The following is a 24,324-nucleotide window of genomic DNA, read 5'->3' as shown; positions in this document are numbered from 1 at the left end:
GGCGGGGTCCTCAGGAGTCGGCAACGGGGCTCGGGGCGGGGGCGGCGAGACGGTCGAACAGCAGCTGGACGGCGCCCGATTCGGGATGCCGTACGCGGTGGGCGCGGACCCCGAAGACCCCGGCGAGCAGGTCGGGGGTGAGCACATCGTGGGGCGGGCCCGCGGCGACGATCCGGCCGCCGTCGAGGACGTACAGCTCGTCGCAGTGCCGGGCGGCCAGGTTGAGGTCGTGCAGCGCGGTCAGCACCGTCAGCCGCCGCCCGGACTCCGGCCGGGAGGTGCCGCCGGCCCGCACCAGCGCCAGGACCTCCAACTGCTGGGCGATGTCCAGGTGGTTGGTCGGCTCGTCGAGGACCAGCACCTGCGGGTCCTGGGCCAGCGCCCGGGCGATCAGCACCCGCTGTTTCTCGCCGCCGGACAGGCCGAGGAAGCCGCGCCCTGCCAGGTGGTCCGCGCCGACCCGGGCCAGCGCCTCGGCGCACCGCGCGGTGTCCTCGGCGCTCGCCCGGCCCGCTCCGCGCTGATGCGGCAGCCGCCCCATCGCGACGACCTCGGCCACCGTGAAGTCGAACTCCGTACCGGACTCCTGGGGCAGCGCGGCCAGCAGCCGGGCGCCCTCGCGCGCGTCCATGGCGTGCAGGTCGGCGCCGTCCAGCCGTACGGTCCCGGCGGCCGGCCGCAGCGCGCGGTAGACGCAGCGCAACAGGGTTGATTTTCCACTGCCGTTGGGGCCGACCAGGCCGACCATCCGGCCGCTGCCGGCCCGCAGCGTGATGTCGTGGACCAGCCGCCGCCCGGCCACCTCCACGGACAGGTCCGTGATCTCGATCCGCATCAGGCACCGCCTCTGAAGGTCTCGGTCCGCATCAAGCACCACCTCCGAAGGTTTCGGTCCGCATCAGGCGCCGCCCCCGAAGGTGTAGCCGCGCCGCCGCATCAGCAGCACGAAGCAGGGCACGCCGATGACGGCGGTGAGGACCCCGACCGGCAGCTCGACGGGCGCCAGCAGCACCCGCGAGAGCAGATCCACCCACACCAGCAGCACCGCGCCGAGCAGCGGCGCGACGGCCAGTACCCGGCGGTGGTCGGCGCCGACCAGCATCCGGGCCACATGCGGCACCATCAGCCCGACAAAGCCGATCGCGCCGCTGACCGCGACCACCGCACCGGTGACGGCGGCCGCGACGACGAACAGCTCACGGCGCAGCCGGTGCGCGTCCACGCCCAGGGCGGCGGCGGTCTCGTCGCCCATCGCCAGGGCGTTCAGCCGGCCCGCGGAGAGCAGCAGATGGGCCAGGGCCGCGGCCACCGCGGCGGCGGCGATCGGCACCGAGTTCCAGCCGGCCCCGCTCAGGCTCCCGAGCAGCCACATCATCGCCGAGCGGGCCGCCTCGCCGCGGTCGGCGGTGAAGACCATCAGGGTGGTGACGGCAGAGAAGCCGTAGTACATCGCGGTGCCGGTCAGCACCAGGCGCAGCGGGGTGAGCCCGTGGGCGGTGCGGGCGGCCGCGTAGACGAGCGCCATGGCGAGCAGCGCGGAGGCGAACGCCGACACCGACAGCGCCCAGACGCCCAGGCCGCCGAGCGCCCCGAAGAGGAGGACGGCGTTGGCACCGACGGCGGCGCCGGAGGAGATGCCGAGGACGAACGGATCGGCGAGCGCATTGCGGACCAGGGCCTGGACGGCGACCCCGATGGCGGAGAGCCCGGCGCCGACCACGGCCGCCAGGACGGCCCGGGGGAAGCGCAGCTCCCACACGATGGTGTAGCCGGAGACCTCGTCGGGCGAGATCGTCCCGCCGGTCAGCCCGGCGCCCAGATAGCGCAGCGCCTCCGACCAGCTCAGACCGGCGGCGCCGAGGCCGGTCCCGCACAGCAGGGAGCCGAGCAGGACGGCGGTGAGGACGGCGAGCAGGGGCGGTAGCGGCGGCCGCCGGGGCGGCGGTGGTGCGCCGGCCCGGTCCGTCGTCGGGTGCGCGGTGGGGGTCGCCACGGTCGGTCGGCCGCCTCGGGGTCGGGCCGCGTCCGTACGTACCAAGGGCCGGTCCGGGACCGCGCCGGTCCGGTGGCGTCCCCTCGCAGTCCACGGCGAGTTGTGCGGGAAGCTGCGCGCACCACGGGCAATCGGGCTTGCGGAAGGATGCCTTCCGCCTACCGTTGCGGGTCAGCGCCGGACTTCGACCGGCTTCCCCCGCGGGGCGCTGGCGAGGAGAGCGGGGCTCTCCCGTCGTGCTTACGGGTTGTAGGGCGTGCCGTCGGGACGGAAGAAGGAGACGCCGTCCGGGGTGTCCTCGGGGAGGTTTTCCGCCCACTCCTTGAGGTCGGCGACCTTCTTCAGATGCGCCGACATGTACGGCCGCAGCGGCACGTCCGGGGTGGACTTCTCGCCGACCCACATCAGGTCGCTGTTGACGTAGCCGTAGAGCCGCTTGCCACCGCTGTACGGGCCGGAGGCGGCGGTGCGGGCGATGGCGTCGGTGGCCAGGTCGATCTGCGGCTTCTGGTCGGCCAGCTCGCCGTACCAGACCTCCACCACGCCCTGGTCGCGGCACATCACGATCTCGACCTTGCGGTCCGCGTCGATGCGCCAGTAGCCGCTCTCGCTCTCCAGCGGGCGCACCTTCTTGCCCTCGGCGTCGAGCACCCAGCTGTGCGAGGTGTACTCCAGGAAGTCACGGCCGTCGTGGCTGAAGCTGACCTCCTGCCCGAAGTTGCACTTCTCGGTGCCCGGGAATTCGGCGACGCCGGCGCCCTCCCAGTTGCCGAGGAGGAAGGCGAGCGGCACCAGGGCCGGGTTCAGGTCGGACGGGATCTCGATCATGAGAGCTCAGGCGATCTATGTGGAGGGGAACCGACAGGGGCGCACAGGGCGCTCCGTGGAGGCTGGCGGGTGGGGCTGGCCACCCGCCGGGGGCTGGGGGAGCGAACGCTCAGCGCTGGCCCTGGTACAGCTTCTTCCAGGTCAGACCGGCGAACGAGATCACGCCGATGGCGACCAGAACCAGCAGGGTGGTGAAGAATGCCTCAAGCACGAGCGCGCTCCCTGAACGGAGTGAGGGTGTAACGGACCGCCTGAGAGTCTAGTCGGCGGCGGTGACAACGGCGCTGTGAGGTCCGCCGCCCCTACTCTTGCCCCATGGCGAAGAAGCTCGTGATCAAGGTGACGGCGGGTGCGGATGCGCCCGAGCGGTGTTCGCAGGCGTTCACGGTGGCGGCGGTGGCGGTGGCCAGCGGTGTCGAGGTGTCGCTGTGGCTGACCGGGGAGTCCGTGTGGTTCGCGCTCCCGGGGCGGGCGGCGGAGTTCGAGCTGCCGCATGCGGCCCCTCTGCCGGAGCTGATCGACGGGATCCGGGCCGGTGGCGGCGCGATCACCGTCTGCACCCAGTGCGCGGCCCGGCGGGACATCGAGCAGAAGGACCTGATCGAGGGGGCCGGGATCGCCGGTTCCCAGCTGTTCGTCAGCGAGATCATGCCGGACGACGTCCAGGCGCTGGTGTACTGAGGCCCGCGGCGCCCGGGGCGGCTACTGCGTGTGCTTGTCGTCGCCCCGGTCGTCCAGCTCGCGCCACCAGCGGTCGGACTCCGGGTCGCCGGACTCGTCCCACCAGCGCTCACCGGGCTCCCGGCGGTTGCCGATGATCGCCGCGACCGGCGGAATGACCATGGCGACCACACACATGCCCACCGCGGCCGGCACCGACCACAGCCGCACCACGCCCCAGGCCAGGACGAACAGCACCAGGCACACGCCCATCAGGACGAAGTACCTGCGATGGCGGCGCTGTACGGGCGACCGGCGGTGCGCGTCCATAAGTCCACGGTAAGTCCGCGCGGGGCAGGACAGAAGTCGGCGGGGGAGATGCCGTTCGCACCCGGACGGCGCAAAGGGCCGCACCCCCAGTCAAAGGCGTCCAAACCTCTGGGGTGCGGCCCCTCGGCCGTACGGATCGTGGCGAGTGCCCCTGCTGGGGAGCGCGGCCACTGCCGCCGTCAGACGGCGATGGCGACCTCCGCCAGGCCGCCCTGCTGGGCGACGACGGTGCGGTCGGCGGTGCCGCCCGGGACGAGCGCACGCAGCGTCCAGGTGCCCTCGGCCGCGTAGAAGCGGAACTGTCCGGTCGCGGAGGTGGGAACCTCGGCGGTGAACTCACCGGTGCTGTCCAGGAGGCGGACGTAACCGGTGACGGGCTCGCCGTCGCGGGTCACGCTGCCCTGGATCGTGGTCTCACCGGGCTTGATGGTCGAGGCGTCCGGGCCGCCTGCCTGTGCTCCACACATAGGGGTACTTCCTTGAGGGTGAGGGAGAAGCTGCTTGCTTACTTGTTGGCGCCGAGCTCGATCGGGACGCCGACCAGCGAGCCGTACTCGGTCCAGGAGCCGTCGTAGTTCTTGACGTTGCTCTGGCCGAGCAGCTCGTGCAGGACGAACCAGGTCAGCGCGGAGCGCTCACCGATGCGGCAGTAGGCGATGGTGTCCTTGGCCAGGTCCACCGACTCACCCTCGTAGAGGGCCTTGAGCTCGTCGTCCGACTTGAAGGTGCCGTCGTCGTTGGCGTTCTTCGACCACGGGATGTTGCGGGCGCTGGGCACGTGGCCGGGGCGCTGCGACTGCTCCTGCGGGAGGTGCGCCGGGGCGAGCAGCTTGCCGCTGAACTCGTCGGGGGAGCGCACGTCGACCAGGTTGAGGTTGTCGATCGCGGCGACGACGTCGTCCCGGAAGGCACGGATGGCGGTGTTCTGGGCCTTGGCCCGGTACTCGGTGGCCGGGCGCTGGGGAACCTCGGAGCCGTCGACCAGGTCGCGGGAGTCCAGCTCCCACTTCTTGCGGCCGCCGTCGAGCAGCTTGACGCTGTCGTGGCCGTAGAGCTTGAAGTACCAGTAGGCGTAGGAGGCGAACCAGTTGTTGTTGCCGCCGTAGAGGACCACGGTGTCGTCGTTGCCGATGCCCTTGGCGGAGAGCAGCTTCTCGAAGCCCTCCTGGTCGACGAAGTCGCGGCGGACCGGGTCCTGGAGGTCCTGCTTCCAGTCGATCCGGACGGCGTTCTTGATGTGGTTCTTGTCGTAGGCCGAGGTGTCCTCGTCAACCTCGACGAGGACGACCTTCGGGTCCTCGATGTGGGCCTCGACCCAGTCGGCGTCTACGAGGACGTCGCTACGGCTCATGTTCTTCTCCTCCGGGGCAGTTACGGGGGGCAGTGGCAGAGAGGGCACGCGGGTAGGCCGGGTGGACGCCGGTGACTTCCGGACGGGGTTCCGGGGCGGCGCTGCGCCGGGACGCGTGAGGGTGCGGCCGCAGTGGCCGGGCGGGCTGGGGACACCTGCCGGCCGGAGCCGGGGGAGGGTGCGAAGAGCCCGTCAGACAGGGCGACAGAGCATGGCGGCGACGCGGCACAGGTCAACTGCCCGCCGCTTCGTCAGTACCGCACGTCCCCGGGGACGGAGACCGCTCAATGAGCTCTGCATGACACCGATCGTAGGGACGCGGAGCGGCGCGTGTCACCGGCGTGTCGAATGGCGAGACGCGATTGTCCGCGATGTGGGATCGATGGTGTCGCCATGGAGGGGCGCGCGGGCCCCGGGCGTCCGTACGCCGGTGGGGGTCTGGCGTACGGACTCGGTCGTCTCAGGAAGTGGACGAGGGGTGGATCGGCCGGCGGACCGGGCGGCGGGCCGGTGGGGCGGCCCGCCGTGAATAACCGGTCAGCCGGGAAGCTTGACGTCCTTGCCGGCGGCGGAGATCGAAAGCCCCTCGGGCGTGGTCGCGACCTTCTCCAGCTTCAGGTTGCCGGGCAGCTGGTCCAGCTTCCAGTCGTGGTCGGTCTGGGCGCGCACCTTGCTCTCACAGCCCGGCAGGGCCCGGCACACCGCCGGGAGCCCGTCGGCGCGCAGCCGGACGGTGTCGCCGCCCACGATCGTGATGGAGCCGGTCACGTCCAGCGAGCTGAGGACCGGGATCTTCGGCGAGATCTTGACCTGGCCGCGGCCGTCCTTCTGCCCGCCGTAGCCGATGGTGACGCCGCCGCCCGCCGCCTTGGTCAGGTCGGCGTAGTTGATCCGGGCGTTGCCGGTGGCCGTGGCGGCGCTCTTGATGGAGGTGTAGTCGCTGGTCAGCCCGACCTCGTGGAACTGCGCCGAGAGCCGGTCGATGCGCAGCGCATGCCCCTGGGCACGGGCCTCGATCCCCCCGAGCTCGGCGTCCACCTCGTCGAGGCTGCGGCCCGCGACCTGGGTCAGGAACGGGAAGCCCTTGATCGAGACCTCCGGGGCCTTGTCGAGCCCCTGGCTGCTGCGGATCTTGTCCGCGGCCTTGTCCTCGACCAGGTTCACCGCCACCCGGTCGGCGGCGACGAACAGCCCGCCGAATATGACGAGGAAGATCAACAGCACGCGTAGTGCACGCATCGAACCACTACCCCCACACCTGGGCCGGATCCCGGCCGTGTCCGTGCAGGCCCCCTGCCTGCGCTCCGGGGAGCCTAGACGACGGGGTCCGGGAAGCGGCAGCGGCGGCCGCCGGAACGCGCCAGGGGCGCTTCCGGCGGCCGCCGCACGGTGCCGCTCACGGCATCGAGGGGCCCCGGGGGTTACCCCAGCGCCCGCCCGAGGACGTACACCGCGGGCGCGGCCAGCGCCAGCGGCAGGGCCACGCCCGCCGTCAGGTGGACGAAGCGGGACGGGTAGTCGTAGCTGGCCACCCGCAGACCGATCAGGGCACAGCCGCCGGCCGCCAGGCCCAGCAGCGCACCGGACGCACCGAGGCCGGTCAGCTGCCCGGCCGCGATACCGGCGCCCGCGGCGGCCACCAGGCAGATGGCGATCGAGGCGGCGGAGGGCAGCGGCAGCGCACGGGCGAGGGTGGCCACCGCGACCGCACAGGCGCCCGCCACCACCGCCTGCGGGCTCGCCGCGAGGTGGCCGGCGGCCAGCACCGCGAGCGCGGACGAGGTCAGGCCCGCGGTCAGCGCGTACATCCGCTCGTCGGCGCTGCTGCGATTGCGCAGTTGCAGGACGAGGACGAGCAGACACCACACCCCGAGCGTGCCGATCCCGACCAGCGGCGCGCTCGCGCGGTCGGTGGCGAGCAGCGCGACATCGGTGGTCAGGCCGCCCAGGAAGGCGAGCGCGATGCCCTGGCGGGCCGGCCACATGCCGTTGAGCCGGAACCAGCCGGCGGCGGTGACGGCCTGCAGCAGCGCCACCGGTACGGCGAGCACCGGGCGGCCCAGCGACGCGGTCAGCGCCAGCAGCAGGGCGAGCCCGGCGGTCAGCGCGGCCGGCTGGATCCCGGGCGGGATGATCGGCGAGCGGCCCTCGGCGCGGGCGCGCTGGTTGGGGGCGAGCGGCGCGGAGGAGACCGACGCGGTGGAGACCGGGGCGCTCGCGGCCGGTGCGGGGGCGGCCGGTGCGGGTGCGGCGGCCGCCGGCCGGGCCTGCTGGGCCTGATGGGCCTGCTGAGGGTGCTGTGGGTGCCGGCGGGCGTACGGCTCGTCCGCCGGGCGGGCGGTCTGGTGCTGGAGGGGCAGCGGCGCGGTCTCCGCCAGGTGCGGGGCGCCGTAGCCGTCCTGGCCATGGGCCGGCCGCTGCGGCTGCTGCGGTTGTGGTTGCTGCGGCTGCGGCTGCCGGTGCTGCTGCTGCGGCTGCTGCTGTCCGTAGGCGTCGTACCCGTACTGGCCGCGTCCGTACGGGTCACGTCCATACGGGTCGGGACCCGGCCGGCCGGGGCCCTGCGGCCCGTGCCCGTACTGGTCGGGCCTCGGCTGCTGCTGTGGGGAGGGGGCGTAGGCCTGCTGCCCCTGCCCGTAGGGGGACGGCTGCCCGTGTGCTGCCTGGTACCCCTGAGCTGCCTGCTGTCCGTGCGGCTGCTGCTGCCCGTAGGAAACCTGCGGCTCGTACGCCGCCTGCGGGTCGTACGGCGCCTGCTGCCCGTAGGGGGCCTGTGCGGACTGCGGTGCCTGCTGCCCGTAGGGGGGCTGCTGCTGCCCGTAAGGGGCCTGCTGGGCGTAGGGGTCGTGCGGCTCGTACGGGTGGCGGTGCTGCGGCTGGTTGTCGCTCATGGTCGTGTGTTCACCCTCCCGCGAACGGCGGCAGGACCTCGACGGTGCCGCCCTCGGCCAGCGGCACCGCCTGGTGGTCGCGGGTGCCGACCGGATCGCCGTCCACCAGGAATGAGCAGCGCAGCAGGACGCGCGCGAACTCGGGGTTCGCGGCATGCGCCGTGCGCGCCGCGTCGAGCGCCTCGGCGAGCGTCGCGGCCGCATACGGCTCCTCTGCCGTGCCGGCGGCGGCCTTGGCCGCGGCCCAGTAGCGCACGGTGCCAGTCACGGTGCCAGTTGTTGTCACGGCGGCCTCTTCGTCGTGTCGGTCGGGGACGCCCCGTGGTGGCGGGACCCCGTCGTTGCCGCCTCCATGATGGCCTACGCGGCGGGTGATCCGGCTCCGGGCAAGTTCTGGCAAAGGCTCCGCGCCCGTGCTGGACGTACACCGGAAATTCGATTGCCGTGGGCAAGTGTTCGCCTAGGCTCATGTCGTGTTGGTCCAACTCGCACGGGCGCATTTGCGGCCCCACCGGCGCTCGATATCCGTGATCGTGCTGCTTCAGCTGATCCAGACCCTGGCAACCCTCTATCTGCCCACCCTCAACGCCGACATCATCGACAACGGTGTCGTGAAGGGGGACACGGGCTACATCCTCGGCGTCGGCGGGTTCATGGTCGCCGTCACCCTGCTGCAGATCGTCTGCGCGATCGGTGCCGTCTACTTCGGTGCCCGTACGGCCATGGCGCTGGGCCGGGACATCCGTGCCGCGGTCTTCGACCGGGTGCAGTCCTTCTCCGCCCGCGAGGTGGGCGCCTTCGGCGCGCCGTCGCTGATCACCCGCACCACCAATGACGTCCAGCAGGTCCAGATGCTGGTGCTGATGACGTTCACGATGATGGTCTCGGCGCCGATCATGTGCGTCGGCGGCGTCATCATGGCGCTCAACCAGGACGTGCCGCTGTCCGGCCTCCTCCTGGTCATCGTCCCGGTCCTCGGGATTCTCGTCGCACTGATCGTGCGCCGGATGCGGCCGCTGTTCCGCGGGGTGCAGGAGCGCATCGACACCGTCAACCGCGTGCTGCGCGAGCAGATCACCGGCATCCGCGTCATCCGCGCCTTCGTCCGCGACCGGCACGAGCGCGAGCGGTTCGCCGGGGCCAGCACCGATCTCTACGAGGTGTCGCTGCGCGCCGGCCGGCTGATGTCGATGATGTTCCCGCTGGTCATGCTGATCGTGAACCTCTCCAGCGTGGCCGTGGTGTGGTTCGGCGGGCTGCGGATCGACAGCGGGTCCATGCAGATCGGCGCGCTGACGGCGTTCCTCAGCTACCTGATGTACATCCTGATGTCGATCATGATGGCGACGTTCATGGTGATGATGCTGCCGCGCGCCGAGGTCTGCGCCGAGCGCATCCAGGAGGTCCTGGGGACCGACTCCAGCGTCACCCCGCCCCGGAACCCCGTCACCGAACTCCGCCGCCACGGCGAACTGGAACTGCGCGGCGTCGAGTTCCGCTTCCCCGGCGCCGAACAGCCGGTCCTCAAGGACATCTCGCTGATCGCCCGCCCCGGTGAGACCACCGCCGTCATCGGCTCCACGGGCTCCGGCAAGTCGACCCTCCTCGGGCTCGTCCCGCGGCTCTTCGACGCGACCGGCGGCACGGTTCTGGTCGACGGCGAGGACGTCCGCACCCTCGACCAGGAGACGCTGGCCAGGGCCATCGGCCTGGTCCCGCAGAAGCCGTACCTCTTCTCCGGCACCGTCGCCACCAACCTGCGCTACGGCAACCCGGACGCCACCGACGACGAGCTGTGGCACGCCCTGGAGACCGCCCAGGCGCGGGACTTCGTCGAGCGGATGGAAGGCGGCCTGGACGCCCCGATCGCGCAGGGCGGCGGCAATGTCTCCGGCGGCCAGCGCCAGCGGCTGGCGATCGCCCGCGCCCTGGTGCGACGCCCCGAGATCTACCTCTTCGACGACTCCTTCTCCGCGCTGGACTACGCGACGGACGCCGCGCTGCGTGCCGCGCTCTCCCGCGAGACCGACCGCGCGACGGTGGTGATCGTCGCCCAGCGGGTCGCCACCATCCGCGGCGCTGACCGGATCGTCGTCCTCGACGAAGGCCGGGTCGTCGGCACCGGCACCCATGCCGAGCTGATGGCCGGCAACGAGACCTACCGGGAGATCGTGCTCTCCCAGCTCACCGAGCAGGAGGCGGCGTGACCACCGCGGACAAGGGAGCGGCCCCCCGGGCCGAGACCCCGGCGGCCACCGGGGAGACACCTCAGGCGGCCCCGAGACGAGGCCCGGCCCCCGCGGTCGGGCCCGGCCGGATGATGGGCGGCCAGCCCGCCGAGAAGTCGATGGACTTCAAGGGCTCCGGCAAACGGCTGCTGGCCCAGATGCGGCCCGAGCGCGCCGTCATCTCCGTCGCGCTGGCGCTGGGCGTACTGAGCGTGACGCTCACGGTCGTGGGCCCCAAGGTCCTCGGCCACGCCACCGACCTGATCATGTCCGGCATCATCGGCCGCCAACTGCCCGGCGGCCTCACCAAGGCCCAGGCCGCGGACCAGCTGCGCGCCCACGGCCAGGGCGGTCTCGCCGACATGATCGCCGCGATGCCGGTCGTCCCCGGCCACGGCATCGACTTCGGAGCCGTCGGCCGGATCCTGCTCTGGGTCACCCTGATCTACGTGGGTGCCTCGCTGTTCGGCTTCGTCCAGGCCAGGATCGCCACCCGTGTCGTCCAGCGCACGGTCTTCCGCCTGCGCGAACAGGTCGAGGAGAAGCTGGCGCGGCTGCCGCTGAGCTACTTCGACCGGCAGCAGCGCGGTGAAGTCCTCTCCCGGGCGACCAACGACATCGACAACATCCAGCAGACGCTGCAGCAGACCCTCAGCCAGATCGTGGCCTCGCTGCTGACCATCGTCGGGGTGCTGGTCGTGATGTTCTGGATCTCCTGGCTGCTGGCGCTGGTCGCCCTGGTCACGGTCCCGGTCTCGGTCGTCGTCGCCACCAAGGTCGGCAAGCGCGCCCAGCCGCAGTTCGTCCAGCAGTGGAAGACCACCGGCAAGCTCAACGCGCACATCGAGGAGATGTACACCGGCCACAGCCTGGTGAAGGTCTTCGGCCGCCAGCGGGAGTCCGCCGAGCTGTTCCGCGAACAGAACGAGGCCCTGTACGCCGCCGGGTTCAAGGCCCAGTTCATCTCCGGGATCATCCAGCCCGCGATGATGTTCATCGGCAACCTCAACTACGTCCTGGTGGCCGTGGTCGGCGGCCTCCGCGTCGCCTCCGGCGCCCTGTCCATCGGCGACGTCCAGGCCTTCATCCAGTACTCCCGGCAGTTCAGCCAGCCGCTCGCCCAGGTCGCCTCGATGGCCAACCTCGTCCAGTCCGGTGTCGCCTCCGCCGAGCGGGTCTTCGAACTCCTCGACGCCGACGAGCAGGTCCCCGACCCCGAGCGGCCGGCCCGTCCCGACCGCATCGAGGGCCGGGTCGCGTTCGAGGACGTCTCCTTCCGTTACGCGGAGGACAAGCCGCTCATCGAGGACCTGTCGCTGGCCGTCCACCCCGGCCAGACAGTGGCGATCGTCGGCCCGACCGGCGCCGGCAAGACCACCCTCGTCAACCTCCTGATGCGCTTCTACGAGGTGCGCGGCGGCCGGATCACCCTCGACGGCACCGACATCGCCGCGATGTCCCGCGAGGAGCTGCGCGCGCAGATCGGCATGGTCCTCCAGGACACCTGGCTCTTCGGCGGCACGATCGCCGAGAACATCGCCTACGGAGCCCCCGCGGGCACCCCCATGGACAAGATCGTGGCAGCCGCCCGCGCCACCCACGTCGACCGCTTCGTCCGCACCCTGCCGGACGGCTACGACACGGTCCTCGACGACGAGGGCAGCAATGTCTCCGTCGGCGAGAAGCAGCTGATCACCATCGCCCGCGCCTTCCTCGCCGAACCCGCGATCCTCGTCCTCGACGAGGCCACCAGCTCGGTCGACACCCGCACCGAAGTCCTCATCCAGCACGCCATGGCCCAACTCCGCACCGGCCGCACCAGCTTCGTCATCGCCCACCGCCTCTCCACGATCCGCGACGCGGACGTCATCCTGGTGATGGAGGACGGGGCGATAGTTGAACAGGGGCCGCACGAGGCCCTGTTGGCCGCCAATGGCGCGTATGCGCGCCTGTACGCGGCGCAGTTCGCCGAGGCGATTGCGGGCTGATTCCCACGTTTTTGGCTTTCCCGCCGTGGGGGTTGCTCGCCGTTTGTCGCCCGCTGGCGCGGTGCGCTCGCCGTTGCTCCCCCACTGCCTAAAGGGCGTGGGAGGTACCCCCAGCGGCGGGCCAGGTCCGCTGCGCGGGGCTGTCGGGGTGCGGTGACGGTCCTCCGCGGGTGGGGTGCCGGACTGCTTCGCTTTACGCTCCGCTGCGCTCCGCCTTTGCTCCTTTGTTTGGGCCTTCGGAAGCAAAGCCCGGCACCCCACCCGCTCCGGCCCGTCCCCTCCCGTTGAGGGGTGGGGAAAAGGCCGGTGGGGGTGGACCTGGGTGGTCCGGTGCACCTGGTGATTCAGACGAATAACGGGCCACCCGGAATGACCAGTAGGTGCTGCACAGTTATCTGCACCAACGCCCCTCGTTGATCGATGCGCCCTGCCTCTCCTACTGAGCTGGGAGCTTCTTCAGTCGACCCAGGTCACCACTGCCATGCCTCGCTCGCTGGCGGCGCTGTAGAACCTCCGAAGCAGAGTGAAGTGGTCGACGAGGTAAGTCCGGGGATCTCCGATGAACCGGGAGAATCCGCCAGCTTCGCGGTAAGCAGGGAGTGTCTCCAGCAGAGGGCCGATGTCCATGGTGGCCAGCTCTCCAGCTACTTGACCCACTGCTGCCGGGGTGAGCAGGGTCGGAGGGGCGTCGAAGCCGTCGTAAACCGCAGAATGATTGAGGAAAGAGACGATGCTGTCGGAGTCGCCGTTGATGGCGCGCTGAAGAACGGGAATCTGGCGCGCGTCGGGTTGCATGCGCTGGTAGAACCACAGCAGCTCCCAGATCGCCCAGTCCAGGTCCAGAGTGTCGTCTGCAGGCGGATCCCACTGGGGATCTCCGACCGGCGAGATCCTGGCCTCTTCACGGCACTGTTCGAGGTATCGCTGGGACACGCGCGCGAGCTGCTGGGTCAAGGCCATGCACCGGAGTATCACCGGCGAGGCTTGGAACAGGGCAGCGTTTTCTGTCTTGCCTGCCGCATAGACCACCGGTCCTGGCGCAGTCACTCACCGGAGGACGACGCTTACGCCCCGCTCATTGAAGATGTCCAGGACCAGGTCGAACAGCGCAATGTCGCCATCCTCGGTGGGCACGTGCTCTGCCAACCGTGCTCTGGCTTCAGCCGAGGAATCCCAGTGCAAGGTGAACGGAGTAGCGGCGCCCCAGCCGCCCCTCAGACAGTCGTCCAGAGCGCCCAGGTTCCAGCCGAAGTATCCGCCGGGTCCGTTGATGGCCTCACCGATCGCGCAGTAGAAGCTGTCCCTGTCGATGATGTGCCGGCCATCCAAGGTGAACGCCTGGCCTGCGGGCGCATCGGGCCTCCCCTGGCGTTGGTACTCCCGGGACCACAGGGCCACCGAAAGCCACGCGTGTCTGTCCTCGGGTGCGAGTTCGTGCCACATTCCGGTGCGGTTCAGGTGACCAGTGCGGACCAGGCCCCACGCTCGTTCCGCTCCGGGCAAGGCGTTCTCACACCACAGCGTCACCGTGAGGTCGACGAGGCCGACTCCACGGGCGGAGGGCTTGACGCCAATGACTGTGACCTCGTTGACGAAGTAGGACCCCATGGTGGCACCGTCGCCGTCGAGGAGGTCGAACCAGGCGTTCCCCGCCATGGCGCGACGACTACCGACATGGTCGACGCTCTTCAGTAGGCCACCCTGCAGGAGGCAACCTTCGAGGTGCACTCGGCGTGCGCCCTCCGCGTCCGGCAGAGGCGTGAAGAACCCCTCAGCCTCGTGAGCAAAGCCCCAGAAGTCGCTGTCGTCCTCGTCCGAGGTCAGGGCGTACTTCTGCCCCTCGCTGCTCCGCCCTGATGTTCGCATCGCACCCCCATGAGAGCGCTGATCTTACCGACGCCCGGCGACTTGCCGGGCGGTCGCCGGCGCCGTCGCGACCCCTGATCCCATCTCACCCATCTCAGAGACCCTTTGACGAGTCACATAACCGCCTTCACCCGTGAGAGCGAAGTGCAGAGAAGCACGCACGGCTACAACCGTGGCCCGCCCCCACCGACCTTCACTTACTCCCCACGGGAGGGGACGGGCCGGAGGGGCCTGGTGTGGGGGCTTTGCTTCCGAAGGCTCCGAAAAGAGCAAAGGCGGAGCGTAAAGCGAAGCAGTCCACACACCAGGCCCCGGAGGTCCGTCACCGCACCCACAGCCCCGCGCAGCGGACCTGGCCCGCCGCTGGGGGTACCTCCCACGCCCTTTAGGCAGTGGGGGAGCAACGGCGAGAAGCCCACGGAGGGCAAGCCGAAAACGTGGGAAGCCAGTCCACATCGTGGGACGGACGCAGAAGAATTGCGCGCCCCCTCGCCGCGTCGGCGAGCCCCGCGCGGGGCCGGTCCGCAGCGCCCCGGCCGAGAAGGCCGGATCCCCTTCAGGCGGGGGCCGACCAGGGGTACGGGACCCCCGGAAAACGACCGCCGACGGCGGTCAACACAGCGGCCCGCCGACCACCCGAAGTGACCGGAGAAACACAAAAAGCTGCAAACTCCGCCTCCGGTCGGGGGGTCACGTGAGCTATTCTGCTGGGCAAGAAGGATCCGGGCAGCGTTGCCCCCGGGTCCTTTTGTGCTTTCAGCCACGTGAGCCGCGGCTGTCAGGACCGTACGAAGCAGTGCCGCAGACTCCCCCGGCCGAGGCCGGGAGCCCCGTCGCAGGGACCGAGGAGGAACCAGACGTCATGGGCGAGCGAAGCAGGCAGGACCGCACGCAGCAGAGGATGGAACACGCCGAGATGCGGGTAGGTGGTCGGAGGTGAGTTCACTTCTGCTGCTGACCAACGCACTCCAGCCGTCGACGGAGGTGCTTCCTGCGCTCGGCCTGTTGCTGCACAGCGTCCGGGTGGCTCCCGCCGAAGGCCCGGCTCTCATCGACACCCCAGGTGCCGACGTCATACTGATCGACGGCCGCCGCGATCTTCCACACGTACGGTCGCTGTGCCAGCTGCTGCGGTCCACGGGACCCGGCTGTCCGCTGGTCCTGGTCGTGACGGAGGGCGGACTCGCCGCCGTCAGCGCGGACTGGGGGATCGACGACGTACTGCTGGACACCGCGGGCCCCGCAGAGGTCGAGGCGCGGCTGCGGCTGGCGATGGGCCGCCAGCAGATCACCACCGACGACAGCCCGATGGAGATCCGTAACGGCGACCTCTCGGTGGACGAGGCGACCTACAGCGCGAAGCTGAAGGGGCGGGTCCTGGACCTGACCTTCAAGGAGTTCGAGCTGCTGAAGTACCTGGCGCAGCACCCGGGCCGGGTGTTCACCCGTGCTCAGCTCCTGCAGGAGGTGTGGGGCTACGACTACTTCGGCGGTACGCGGACGGTCGACGTCCATGTCCGCCGGCTGCGCGCCAAGCTCGGCCCCGAACACGAATCGCTGATCGGCACGGTCCGCAACGTCGGCTACCGCTTTGTGACGCCGGAGAAGGTGGAGCGGGCGGCGGAGGCCAAGGCCAAGGAGGCCAAGGCCAAGGACGACGCGGCGAAGGCGGCGAAGCCCGCCCCGGACGCGGCGCCGGCCGAGCGCCGCGCGCCCGAGGACGGTGACGGCTCCGGGAAGGCGGCCACCGCCGGCGCGGAACCCCACGGCGTACGGGCCGGACGCAGGTAGGGGACAGTCAGGTAGGGGACGGTAGGGGAGTGGTGCGGCGCAGACCCGTGAGCCCGCGGAGAACTGCCGCACACACCCTTGCACCACCCGCGTAGACTGCCGCGCGTGGCCAAGGTGACGCGGGATGACGTGGCAAGACTGGCGGGTACCTCGACCGCCGTTGTCAGCTATGTCATCAACAACGGACCACGGCCGGTCGCTCCGGCCACGCGCGAGCGGGTGCTCGCCGCCATCCAGGAACTCGGCTACCGGCCGGACCGGGTCGCGCAGGCGATGGCGTCCCGCCGTACCGACCTCATAGGCCTGATCGTGCCGGACACCCGGCAGCCGTTCTTCGCGGAGATGGCGCACGCCGTCGAACAGGCCGCCGCCGAGCGCGGAAAGATGGTCCTGGTCGGCAACGCCAACTATGTCGACGAGCGCGAGGTGCACTATCTGCGCGCCTTCCTCGGGATGCGGGTGTCCGGGCTGATCCTGATCAGCCAGGGGCCCAGTGAGCACGCCGCCGCCGAGATCGACGCCTGGGACGCCCGGGTGGTGCTGCTGCACCGCCGGCCGGACGCCATCGACGATGTCGCGGTGATGACCGACGACGTCTGGGGCGCGCAGCTGGCGACCCGGCATCTGCTGGAGCACGGCCATCCCTATGTCGCCTTCCTCGGCGGCACGGAGGAGACCCCGAAGTCCGGCGACCCGGTCACCGATCACGTCGAGGGCTGGCGGCGGGCCATGCTGGAGTCCGGGAAGTCCACGGACGGCCGCTACTTCCAGGCGCCGTACAACCGCTACGACGCCTACCAGGTCGCGCTGAAGCTGCTGGCGGGTCCGGACCGGCCGCCGGCCATCATGTGCGCGACCGACGACCAGGCGATCGGGGTGCTGCGGGCCGCCCGCGAGCTGCGGATCGATGTGCCCGGCGAGCTGGCGGTCGCGGGCTTCGACGATGTGAAGGAAGCCGGACTGACCGATCCGCCGCTGACCACGGTGGCCTCGGACCGCCAGGCGATGGCGCGCGCGGCGGTGGATCTGGTGCTCGACGACGGGCTGCGGATCGTCGGTTCCCGGCGGGAGCGGCTGCGGCAGTTCCCGTCGCGGCTGGTGGTGCGGCGGTCCTGTGGCTGCGGCGGCTGAACGGGCCGATACACGCCGCTGATCCGGGCGTCTTTATATCGGTCATACCCGCTTCTGTCGGGTCTCTCAGGGCGTTCTCAGGCCGTTCTCATGGACCGGCGGAAGAGTTGTCCACATGACCGAGAGCTACCGCCGCAGCGGCGATGAGATGCCCCAGGACGGGCCGTCCGGGTACAGCGACCACTACGGTCGGCAGCACGGCCATGCAGCGGGCCCCTGCGCCCCTGGCGCGGGGGAGCAGACGTTCCCCCCGCCGCCCGGGTACGCACCCGAGCCGCGGCGCCGGGCCCGTCGGCCGGTCGCGCTGATCGCGGCGGTGGCCCTCGTCTCCGGTCTCATCGGGGGTGGCAGTGCGGCACTGATCGCCGGTGCCACCACCCAGGCGGCACAGAGCGGTCCCTCCACACCGCTGGTCAACGCGGGCAAGTCCAGTGGCAGCGGCGTCTCGGGGGTGGCCAAGGCGGTCAGCCCGGCGATCGTGGAGATCAAGGCGCGGACCGGGAGCGGTGAGTCCACCGGTTCCGGTGTGGTCGTCACCAGTGGCGGCGAGATCGTCACCAACAACCATGTGGTGGCGGGGGCCCGCACGGTGGCCGTCACCTTCAGTGACGGCAGCCGGAAGACGGCCGAGGTCGTCGGCACCGACCCCGGCAAGGACCTGGCGCTGATCAAGGTGCGCGGCGCCAAGGGCCTGACCGCGGCCTCGCTCGGCGACTCCGACAAGATCACGGTCGGCGACCAGGTGGTGGCGATCGGCTCGCCCGAGGGCCTGACCGGGTCCGTGACCAGCGGTATCGTCTCCGCCCTCAACCGGGATGTCACCGTTCCCAAGGAGGACGGCCAGGGGCAGGATCAGGGTCAGGGTCAGGGTCAGGGTCAGGGCCAGGGCGGGCCGGACGGCGGCGGTGGCTGGCCGTTCGAGTTCGGCGGCAACCACTACAACGGCGACACCGGCTCGTCGAAGACCTCGTACAAGGCCATACAGACCGACGCCTCGCTCAACCCGGGCAACTCCGGTGGCGCCCTGATCAATATGCAGGGGCAGATCATCGGCATCAACTCCGCGATGTACTCGCCGAGTTCGGCGAGCAGCAGCACGGCGGGCAGCATCGGCCTCGGCTTCGCCATCCCGATCAACACCGTCAAGGACGATCTGGACGCACTGCGTGACGGCGGGAGCGGTGGCAGCAACAGCGGCGTCTGACCACGCCCCTTCCTTTCCCCCAGCGGTCGCCGGGAAGCGCCCCGGCGACCGCCGGCGTGTGCCACCGGCGCGCCCCAGCCCCTTCCCAGCCCCTGTACGGGACTCCCCGGATGCCGCCCGGGACGCCGACGCCCCTCTCGCGTCTCCCCCTGTCAGACGGCCCGTGCCGTGCAAGGCTTGAGCACCAGCCGTTCCGTTTCCCACCCGAGGTAGTCACGCATGAGCCCCGCCGAGCACGGTGATCATCCCGCCCGCATCCTGATCGTCGACGACGAGCCCGCGGTCCGGGAGGCCCTGCAGCGCTCGCTGGTCTTCGAGGGGTACATCACCGAGCAGGCCGTCGACGGTCTGGACGCGGTCGAGAAGGTCGCGGCCTTCGACCCCGAACTGGTCGTGCTGGACGTCCTGATGCCCCGGATGGACGGGCTGACCGCCGCCCGCAGGCTGCGGGCGAGCGGGGTGCGGGTGCCGATCCTGATGCTGACCGCCCGCGACACCGTCGGCGACCGCGTCACGGGGCTGGACGCCGGCGCCGACGACTACCTCGTCAAGCCCTTCGAGCTGGACGAGCTGCTGGCCCGGATCCGTGCGCTGCTGCGCCGCAGCTCGTACGCGGCAGAGGCCGGCGCCCCGCCCGAGGAGGGCGAGACGCTGAGCCTGGGCGATCTGCGGATGGACCTGGCGACCCGCGAGGTGACCCGGGGCAGCCGGCAGGTCGAGCTGACCCGTACCGAATTCACCCTGCTGGAGATGTTCCTCGCGCACCCACGGCAGGTCCTCACCCGTGAGCAGATCCTGAAGGCCGTATGGGGCTTCGACTTCGAGCCCACCTCCAACTCCCTCGATGTGTACGTGATGTATCTGCGCCGCAAGACGGAAGCGGGCGGCGAGCCGCGGCTGGTGCACACCGTGCGGGGGGTCGGCTACGTCCTGCGGGCGGACGGTGGCGCGGAATGACCGGGCCGGCCCCCGCGCACGGAGCACAGGGCACGGGGTTTGCCCACAGCCGGCTCGGCGCCCGGATCGCCCGGTTGCCGTTGCGCTCGCGGCTGACCCTGCTCACCGCGGCCGCGGTGGCGGTGGCGGTGGCCGTCTCCGCGCTGGCCTGCTGGCTGCTCACCCGGGCCCAGCTGCGTGACGAGGTGGACAACTCGCTGCAGAACGTCGGCATCGCCGCGGGATACCTGCAGGAGACCTATACCGAATGCCGGCCCACCGACCCGACCGAGAGCAAGAACGCCCCGCCCTCGTACTTCAACGTCCAGATCGTCCAGGTCGACGGCTCACGCTGCATCGGGCCCAACTCCCAGCCCGTGCAGGTGCAGCGCTCGGACGTCGCCGTGGCGCAGGGCGTGCAGCGCGACACCCTGCACGACGCCGTCACCACCGACGGCGCGGACGTCCGGGTGCTGACCAAGCACATCGGTGTCCAGGGTGTGCAGTTCGCGGTGTCCATCTCCCGCCCGCTGTCCGAGGTCGACAGCGCGCTGAACCGCCTGGCGCTGCTGCTGGCGGCCGTCGCGGGGCTGGGTGTCATCGGCGCGGGAACGGCGGGCCTGGTCATCGCGCGCTCCGGTCTCAAGCCGGTGGACCGGCTGACCGGCGCCGTCGAGCATGTCGCCCGCACCCAGGACCTGACCATCCGCATCCCGGCCGACGGCGAGGACGAGATCGCCCGGCTCTCCCGCTCCTTCAACGCCATGACCGCCGCGCTGGCCGCCTCCCGCGATCTCCAGCAGCAGCTGATCGCGGATGCGGGCCATGAGCTGCGTACGCCGCTGACCTCGCTGCGTACCAATATCGACTTGCTGGTGCGCAGCGAGCAGGCGGGCCGGCCGATCCCGGCGGCCGACAAGGCGGCGCTGCTGGCCTCGGTGAAGGCGCAGATGGGGGAGCTGGCGGCGCTGATCGGCGATCTGCAGGAGCTGTCGCGGCCCCCGGCGCCGGGGCAGAGCGCCATCGAGGTCGTGGCGCTGCACGAGGTCGTCGACTCCGGTCTGCAGCGGGCCCGGCTGCGCGGCCCGTCCCTGACCATCGCGGCGGACCTCGCCCCCTGGTACGTACGGGGCGAGCCGGCTGCGCTGGAGCGGGCGGTGGTGAACCTGCTGGACAACGCGGTGAAGTTCAGCCCGCCCGGCGGCACCGTCGAGGTCCGGCTGGCGGACGGCGAGCTGACCGTGCGCGATCACGGACCGGGCATTCCGCCGGACGAACTGCCGCATGTCTTCGAGCGGTTCTGGCGCTCGCCGTCCGCCCGCAGCCTGCCGGGCAGCGGCCTGGGCCTGTCGATCGTGGCGCGTACGGCGGAGCAGGCGGGCGGCGCGGTACGGCTGCGGTCCGCGGACCTCGGCGGCACGGAGGCGGTACTGACGCTGCCGGGCGCCGCGACGCCGCCGCCGGGGATACCGGAGCCGCCGAGGCCGCAGGGGCCGCCGCCGGGGGCGCAGTAAGGGCGGGCGTCCGGGGAGCGCGGTAGGGGCGGCGTCCCGGGAACGCAGTGGGGGCGGCGTCCCCCAAGACGCCGCCCCCACTACTGCCCACCCCTGCCGGAGCGATGGGCCCTTACTTCTCTACTTCTTCTCTCCCGGCTTCTTCGCCGCGTCCCCGAACGGCAGGTTCGACCCCGAAAGGTCGGCGCGGATGCCGTCCCGCTCGACCGAGATATGCCGCAGCCGGACGTTCCCGGGCGTCTTGGGGAGCTGGAAGGACAGCGACAGCCGGTCCGCGAGCTGCGGCTTGGTGAGCCCGGTCAGCGTGCCGAGGATCTTCGGGTCGATGCCCACCTTCTGCAGCAGCCAGGGGTGGTCCGCGACCACATCGACGAGGTTGACCTTCATCAGGTTCTGGACGAAGCGCGGCGACCCGGTCAGCTCGTGCAGCTTCTCCTCGTTCTGCAGCGCTTCCTGGATGTACGCCTTGGGGATGCCGATCCGGTCCACGATCGCCGGGATGCTGAGCATCGCCTTGACCTTGGCGGCCTGCCGGCTGAGCTCGGCGGCGGTCTTGCGGGTCAGCCGCAGGCCCTCCTCCTTGCCGGTGCCGGGGCGGTAGACGGCGATGTCACCGATGTCCAGGCGCATCCGGCTGATGTCGGTGGAGATACCGCGGTCACCGGCCCGCTGAATGCGTGCCTCGGCCCGTACCCGCAAATCGTGTCCGGCGACCGGCAGTTGACCGACCGCGCGGACGGAATTCGGGCCCATTTCGCTGAATTTCACCTGCGAGGCGCCGAGTTCGCGGTTCATGTCGTCGAAGGCCAGCAGCACGCTGCCGTGCATGGTGCCGATCGTGGCGCCCTTGATGGAGCTGGGCAGATCGCCGTCGATACGGACGTCCTTGGCGGTGGCCTCGAATTTCGCCAGCGAAACCCGGTCGGCGGCCAGGTCGGGAATGGTGACCTTCACCTGGTCGACATGCTTGTCCATGACCTGGGTGAGGAACGGGAATCCCTCGATATCGACCTCGGGAGTGGCGTTCAGATGCAGCGCATCCTTCACCTTTTCCGCGGTCTTGTTCTGCGCGTACAGCACCGCGAACCGGTCGAAGAGCCCGAGGAAGGAGGTGCCGACGAGGACGGCGACCAGCAGCTTCAGGGCGAGCGGTATGGCGGCGAACCGGCTGAGGCCGCGCTTCTTGCGGCGGTGGTTCGGCGGCTTCCAAGCCTCGCTGTCCGTCTCGTCGTCCGAGCGCAGTCCGAGGCCCAGCGGGTCGTCGCTGTCGTCGCGTTCGTTGAGGTACGTGCGGCGGCGGGGCGCGTCGTCGTCCAACGAGCCGGATCCCCACTCCGGTTCAAGCTCCGGCTCCGGGTCGGCAAGGGCCGCCAGATCCGCGTACGGGTTGACCATGTCGAGCTTTCTGGTGTCGCCCGTGGGGCCGTCCGGGTCGCCCGTCGCGGCGGTGTCGGAGTGCGGCCGGCTGACGGGCGTGGGCGAAGGTGAAGGTATGCGTGTGGGGGTTCGCATTCGTACATCTGACCACGGTCGGGACCCTTGAACGCAAGTTGTACCGGCAGTAAGTCGGATACGCGAGGGTTGTCCCGCCGGTCTTGATAAAAATTTGCCGCGCTTGTGGGGCGACCTGAACTACCGTCACACCTCTTGGTGACCTGACCGACAGCGTGCGCCTTGTCAGGATCCGTCGCCCTCTCCGCCGCAGCCGCCGCAGTCGCCGTAACCGCCGTAACCGCCGTATCTGTCGTATCCCCGTATCGACTGTGTCCGCCGTGACGCACCTTCTCCGACTCCTCCCGCTCCCTCAGTTCCCTCAGTCCATTCGACGCATTCGACCGACAAACCGAAGAGGAGCAGTCGTCCCATGACCTCTCACGAAGGCCGTTCCATGATCGTCGTTACCGGGGCAACCGGCAATATCGGCCGCAGCCTCGTCGGCCGGCTCCTCGCCGAGGGCGCCGCCGTACGCGCGCTGACCCGCGATCCGGCGCGCGCCGCGCTGCCGGCCGGGGCCAAAACGGTCCGCGCCGACCTCACCGGCACCGACGACCTCACACCGCTGCTGGCCGGCGCCGATGCGCTGTTCCTCAATCTCGCGGCCGGCGGCGAGCGGGCCGCGGTGGCCGTACTCGACGCCGCCGTCAGGGCCGGGGTCCGCCGAGTGGTTCTCAACTCCTCGATGGCGGTGTCCGATACCCCGGACGACGACGCGCATTTCATCTCCCGGATGCACGCCGCCCTGGAGCGCGCGGTACGCGAATCCGGTCTGGAGTGGACCTTTGTCCGCGGCGGCAACTACGCCACCAACGCCCTTGCCTGGGCCCCGTCGGTCCGCGGAACAGGAGTGGTGCGCGAGGCACACCCGGATGCCCAGGGCGCCCCCGTCCACGAGGCCGACCTCGCCGATGTCGCGGCCGTCGCCCTGCTGGACCGCAGCGGCGCACACCTTGGCAAGGCATATGCCGTCACCGGCCCGGAGCAGATGACCCTCGCCCAGCAGATCGCCGAGATCGGGCGGGCGACCGGCAAGGACGTCCGGGTCGAGCAGATCTCCGAGGACGAGGCGGCCGAGGCGATGTCCGGGCGCTTCCTGACCAAGGAGGACGCAATGGAACTCGTCCGGATGTTCGGCCGGACGGTCGATGCACCGCTCTTCCCCGTCTCGGACGCCGTCGAACGGCTCACCGGCCACCCGGGTCGGACGTTCGCCCGGTGGGCGCAGGATCATGCCGCCGACTTCTCCTGAACGGGCGGGCCGCCGGTGCCCCCGGCGGCCCCGGACAACACCCCTAGGGGGAGACACCCCCTAGCGGCTTTCGGCGGCCCGCAGGAGCCTTCGGTGGAGCACGGTCAGCGGCGCCATCACCACCGCGCCCGCGAAGAAGTACCCATTGATCGCCATGTCCGTCCAGAACGTCCCGGACGACAGGTCGGCCGGCCGCTCCGCGAGCCCCAGCAGCCCGTAGGGGGTCAGCCCGGTGACCATGGTGAGGTCTTCGACGAGCCCCGGCACACCCCGTACGACCAGCAGGACCGCCCCGAACCGCAGCGGCAGCCACACCGTCCACGGGGGAAGGCGGCGGCCCCATGGCCGTACGGCCGCCAGGGCGAGCACGGCCCCCGCCGCCGACATCGCGGTGATCAGCCCGTCGTATGCGAGGAATACCCACACGGGGGCGGTGACCTGCCGGCCCATCGCCGACCGGTAGTCGATGCCCATCCACAGATGCCAGACGAACGAGACCGCCAGCCAGCCAAAGCTGGCATACGCCCAGAACGCCGCGCGCCGGTGCAGGCACCGCACCGCGACCGCCGGTCCCGCCGAAGCCGTACTCCGCACAGAAGTCATGCCCCGAACGCTACGAACACCGCGGCGGGCAGGCGTCCTTCTCGGGGCTTGCCCGCTTCCCCCGTAGGGCGGAGCCCCCAACTTGCCCTGGGAGGAGTCTTGATGACCGAGCCCCCGCCAACGTGAAGTCGCAGGCCGAAAGACTGGTGTGCCGGTCTGCCGGCGTACTCGCGCTGGTCGAGGGCAGCATCCCGCGGTGCGGGGGCTTGAAACTGCCGCAGCGGAAGCTCCTACCGTCCTGACCAGGGCCGGAAACACCGGCCC

Annotated in this window: 23 protein-coding genes; 9 read left to right on the top strand and 14 right to left on the bottom strand. The window is 70.8% G+C overall.

The genetic code is table 11. The features are described from left to right. Positions 1 to 10 precede the first annotated feature (10 nt). From D9V36_RS19040 to D9V36_RS19030, 3 genes are all read right to left on the bottom strand, one after another. Entirely contained in the window at positions 11 to 835 is an 825-nt protein-coding gene (locus tag D9V36_RS19040; protein ID WP_129294842.1) for an ABC transporter ATP-binding protein, read from the bottom strand. 63 nt (positions 836 to 898) lie between these two features. Continuing rightward, entirely contained in the window at positions 899 to 1,993 is a 1,095-nt protein-coding gene (locus D9V36_RS19035) for a FecCD family ABC transporter permease (protein WP_206739694.1), read from the bottom strand. A gap of 240 nt (positions 1,994 to 2,233) precedes the next feature. Then, positions 2,234 to 2,821, bottom strand: coding sequence for an FABP family protein (locus tag D9V36_RS19030; protein ID WP_129294841.1), 588 nt, complete (start codon positions 2,819 to 2,821; stop codon positions 2,234 to 2,236). A 315-nt stretch (positions 2,822 to 3,136) separates the two neighbouring features. On the opposite strand from D9V36_RS19030, the gene D9V36_RS19025 reads away from it, so the two are divergent. Then, entirely contained in the window at positions 3,137 to 3,502 is a 366-nt protein-coding gene (locus tag D9V36_RS19025; RefSeq protein ID WP_086718474.1) for a DsrE family protein, read from the top strand. Positions 3,503 to 3,523: 21 nt separating this feature from the next. Here the strand turns inward: D9V36_RS19025 and D9V36_RS19020 are convergent, their stop codons facing one another. The 7 genes from D9V36_RS19020 to D9V36_RS18990 all read right to left on the bottom strand — a co-directional run bounded on the left by D9V36_RS19020 (position 3,524) and on the right by D9V36_RS18990 (position 8,309). Then, positions 3,524 to 3,811 carry a DUF3099 domain-containing protein gene (locus D9V36_RS19020; RefSeq protein ID WP_086718475.1) on the bottom strand — a complete coding sequence of 96 codons (288 nt, stop codon included), beginning with the start codon at positions 3,809 to 3,811 and terminating at the stop codon, positions 3,524 to 3,526. 179 nt (positions 3,812 to 3,990) lie between these two features. Next, entirely contained in the window at positions 3,991 to 4,278 is a 288-nt protein-coding gene (locus D9V36_RS19015) for a DUF1416 domain-containing protein (RefSeq protein WP_030085405.1), read from the bottom strand. Between the two features lie 38 nt (positions 4,279 to 4,316). Continuing rightward, the gene (locus D9V36_RS19010) at positions 4,317 to 5,162 is read right to left on the bottom strand and encodes a sulfurtransferase (RefSeq protein ID WP_129294840.1); all 846 of its coding nucleotides are present in this window, start codon (positions 5,160 to 5,162) and stop codon (positions 4,317 to 4,319) included. 192 nt (positions 5,163 to 5,354) lie between these two features. Continuing rightward, positions 5,355 to 5,462, bottom strand: a complete 108-nt coding sequence (locus tag D9V36_RS43080; protein ID WP_350252853.1) for a putative leader peptide — start codon at positions 5,460 to 5,462, stop codon at positions 5,355 to 5,357. A 237-nt stretch (positions 5,463 to 5,699) separates the two neighbouring features. Next, complete coding sequence (locus D9V36_RS19000; protein ID WP_164992981.1) at positions 5,700 to 6,401, bottom strand: LmeA family phospholipid-binding protein; 702 nt, start codon at positions 6,399 to 6,401, stop codon at positions 5,700 to 5,702. A 182-nt stretch (positions 6,402 to 6,583) separates the two neighbouring features. Further along, positions 6,584 to 8,053: a hypothetical protein gene (locus D9V36_RS18995; protein WP_129294839.1), complete on the bottom strand. Its 1,470-nt coding sequence runs from the start codon at positions 8,051 to 8,053 to the stop codon at positions 6,584 to 6,586. 10 nt (positions 8,054 to 8,063) lie between these two features. Then, positions 8,064 to 8,309, bottom strand: coding sequence for a MoaD/ThiS family protein (locus D9V36_RS18990; protein ID WP_129298521.1), 246 nt, complete (start codon positions 8,307 to 8,309; stop codon positions 8,064 to 8,066). Between the two features lie 217 nt (positions 8,310 to 8,526). On the opposite strand from D9V36_RS18990, the gene D9V36_RS18985 reads away from it, so the two are divergent. Together D9V36_RS18985 and D9V36_RS18980 are read left to right on the top strand one after the other, a co-directional pair. Continuing rightward, positions 8,527 to 10,260: an ABC transporter ATP-binding protein gene (locus D9V36_RS18985; RefSeq protein ID WP_129294838.1), complete on the top strand. Its 1,734-nt coding sequence runs from the start codon at positions 8,527 to 8,529 to the stop codon at positions 10,258 to 10,260. 113 nt (positions 10,261 to 10,373) lie between these two features. Next, positions 10,374 to 12,269: an ABC transporter ATP-binding protein gene (locus D9V36_RS18980; RefSeq protein ID WP_206739836.1), complete on the top strand. Its 1,896-nt coding sequence runs from the start codon at positions 10,374 to 10,376 to the stop codon at positions 12,267 to 12,269. A 456-nt stretch (positions 12,270 to 12,725) separates the two neighbouring features. Here D9V36_RS18980 and D9V36_RS18975 read toward each other — a convergent pair whose 3' ends face one another. Together D9V36_RS18975 and D9V36_RS18970 are read right to left on the bottom strand one after the other, a co-directional pair. Next, positions 12,726 to 13,229, bottom strand: a complete 504-nt coding sequence (locus tag D9V36_RS18975; protein WP_129294836.1) for a DUF1877 family protein — start codon at positions 13,227 to 13,229, stop codon at positions 12,726 to 12,728. 87 nt (positions 13,230 to 13,316) lie between these two features. Further along, positions 13,317 to 14,135 (bottom strand): barstar family protein, encoded by an 819-nt coding sequence (locus tag D9V36_RS18970; protein WP_129294835.1) that lies wholly within the window; start codon positions 14,133 to 14,135, stop codon positions 13,317 to 13,319. A gap of 936 nt (positions 14,136 to 15,071) precedes the next feature. On the opposite strand from D9V36_RS18970, the gene D9V36_RS18965 reads away from it, so the two are divergent. The 5 genes from D9V36_RS18965 to D9V36_RS18945 all read left to right on the top strand — a co-directional run bounded on the left by D9V36_RS18965 (position 15,072) and on the right by D9V36_RS18945 (position 20,711). Continuing rightward, a complete protein-coding gene (locus D9V36_RS18965; protein WP_129294834.1) occupies positions 15,072 to 15,926 on the top strand; it encodes a response regulator transcription factor in 855 nt (284 codons plus the stop codon). A 105-nt stretch (positions 15,927 to 16,031) separates the two neighbouring features. After that, positions 16,032 to 17,057, top strand: a complete 1,026-nt coding sequence (locus tag D9V36_RS18960) for a LacI family DNA-binding transcriptional regulator (RefSeq protein WP_129294833.1) — start codon at positions 16,032 to 16,034, stop codon at positions 17,055 to 17,057. 115 nt (positions 17,058 to 17,172) lie between these two features. Next, positions 17,173 to 18,261 (top strand): S1C family serine protease, encoded by a 1,089-nt coding sequence (locus D9V36_RS18955; RefSeq protein ID WP_129294832.1) that lies wholly within the window; start codon positions 17,173 to 17,175, stop codon positions 18,259 to 18,261. Between the two features lie 219 nt (positions 18,262 to 18,480). Then, on the top strand, positions 18,481 to 19,218 hold the full coding sequence (locus D9V36_RS18950) for a response regulator transcription factor (RefSeq protein WP_129294831.1): 738 nt from the start codon (positions 18,481 to 18,483) through the stop codon (positions 19,216 to 19,218). After that, positions 19,215 to 20,711 carry a HAMP domain-containing sensor histidine kinase gene (locus tag D9V36_RS18945; protein WP_129294830.1) on the top strand — a complete coding sequence of 499 codons (1,497 nt, stop codon included), beginning with the start codon at positions 19,215 to 19,217 and terminating at the stop codon, positions 20,709 to 20,711. The genes D9V36_RS18950 and D9V36_RS18945 overlap by 4 nt, the downstream gene beginning before the upstream one ends. A gap of 120 nt (positions 20,712 to 20,831) precedes the next feature. On the opposite strand, the gene D9V36_RS18940 is transcribed toward D9V36_RS18945, so the two are convergent. Continuing rightward, entirely contained in the window at positions 20,832 to 22,223 is a 1,392-nt protein-coding gene (locus tag D9V36_RS18940; RefSeq protein WP_129294829.1) for an LmeA family phospholipid-binding protein, read from the bottom strand. 352 nt (positions 22,224 to 22,575) lie between these two features. On the opposite strand from D9V36_RS18940, the gene D9V36_RS18935 reads away from it, so the two are divergent. After that, positions 22,576 to 23,457 carry an SDR family oxidoreductase gene (locus tag D9V36_RS18935; protein ID WP_241720932.1) on the top strand — a complete coding sequence of 294 codons (882 nt, stop codon included), beginning with the start codon at positions 22,576 to 22,578 and terminating at the stop codon, positions 23,455 to 23,457. 60 nt (positions 23,458 to 23,517) lie between these two features. Here the strand turns inward: D9V36_RS18935 and D9V36_RS18930 are convergent, their stop codons facing one another. Beyond that, positions 23,518 to 24,060, bottom strand: a complete 543-nt coding sequence (locus D9V36_RS18930) for a hypothetical protein (protein WP_129294828.1) — start codon at positions 24,058 to 24,060, stop codon at positions 23,518 to 23,520. Positions 24,061 to 24,324: the final 264 nt, after the last annotated feature.

The organism is Streptomyces lydicus (assembly GCF_004125265.1).
GTDB lineage: Bacteria > Actinomycetota > Actinomycetes > Streptomycetales > Streptomycetaceae > Streptomyces > Streptomyces lydicus_C.
This window is presented reverse-complemented; position numbering and strand designations above follow the sequence as displayed.

What these genes read in the sequence shown, in the direction of transcription:
- D9V36_RS18945 (WP_129294830.1), top strand. Translation starts at nt 19,215, where the DNA reads ATGACCGGGCCGGCCCCCGCGCACGGAGCACAGGGCACGGGGTTTGCC.
- D9V36_RS43080 (WP_350252853.1), bottom strand. Translation starts at nt 5,462, where the DNA reads ATGCAGAGCTCATTGAGCGGTCTCCGTCCCCGGGGACGTGCGGTACTG.
- D9V36_RS18975 (WP_129294836.1), bottom strand. Translation starts at nt 13,229, where the DNA reads ATGGCCTTGACCCAGCAGCTCGCGCGCGTGTCCCAGCGATACCTCGAA.
- D9V36_RS18930 (WP_129294828.1), bottom strand. Translation starts at nt 24,060, where the DNA reads ATGACTTCTGTGCGGAGTACGGCTTCGGCGGGACCGGCGGTCGCGGTG.
- D9V36_RS18955 (WP_129294832.1), top strand. Translation starts at nt 17,173, where the DNA reads ATGACCGAGAGCTACCGCCGCAGCGGCGATGAGATGCCCCAGGACGGG.
- D9V36_RS19040 (WP_129294842.1), bottom strand. Translation starts at nt 835, where the DNA reads ATGCGGATCGAGATCACGGACCTGTCCGTGGAGGTGGCCGGGCGGCGG.
- D9V36_RS19030 (WP_129294841.1), bottom strand. Translation starts at nt 2,821, where the DNA reads ATGATCGAGATCCCGTCCGACCTGAACCCGGCCCTGGTGCCGCTCGCC.
- D9V36_RS19010 (WP_129294840.1), bottom strand. Translation starts at nt 5,162, where the DNA reads ATGAGCCGTAGCGACGTCCTCGTAGACGCCGACTGGGTCGAGGCCCAC.
- D9V36_RS19025 (WP_086718474.1), top strand. Translation starts at nt 3,137, where the DNA reads ATGGCGAAGAAGCTCGTGATCAAGGTGACGGCGGGTGCGGATGCGCCC.
- D9V36_RS19000 (WP_164992981.1), bottom strand. Translation starts at nt 6,401, where the DNA reads ATGCGTGCACTACGCGTGCTGTTGATCTTCCTCGTCATATTCGGCGGG.
- D9V36_RS19015 (WP_030085405.1), bottom strand. Translation starts at nt 4,278, where the DNA reads ATGTGTGGAGCACAGGCAGGCGGCCCGGACGCCTCGACCATCAAGCCC.
- D9V36_RS18935 (WP_241720932.1), top strand. Translation starts at nt 22,576, where the DNA reads ATGACCTCTCACGAAGGCCGTTCCATGATCGTCGTTACCGGGGCAACC.
- D9V36_RS18980 (WP_206739836.1), top strand. Translation starts at nt 10,374, where the DNA reads ATGGGCGGCCAGCCCGCCGAGAAGTCGATGGACTTCAAGGGCTCCGGC.
- D9V36_RS18995 (WP_129294839.1), bottom strand. Translation starts at nt 8,053, where the DNA reads ATGAGCGACAACCAGCCGCAGCACCGCCACCCGTACGAGCCGCACGAC.
- D9V36_RS18940 (WP_129294829.1), bottom strand. Translation starts at nt 22,223, where the DNA reads ATGCGAACCCCCACACGCATACCTTCACCTTCGCCCACGCCCGTCAGC.
- D9V36_RS19020 (WP_086718475.1), bottom strand. Translation starts at nt 3,811, where the DNA reads ATGGACGCGCACCGCCGGTCGCCCGTACAGCGCCGCCATCGCAGGTAC.
- D9V36_RS18970 (WP_129294835.1), bottom strand. Translation starts at nt 14,135, where the DNA reads ATGCGAACATCAGGGCGGAGCAGCGAGGGGCAGAAGTACGCCCTGACC.
- D9V36_RS18950 (WP_129294831.1), top strand. Translation starts at nt 18,481, where the DNA reads ATGAGCCCCGCCGAGCACGGTGATCATCCCGCCCGCATCCTGATCGTC.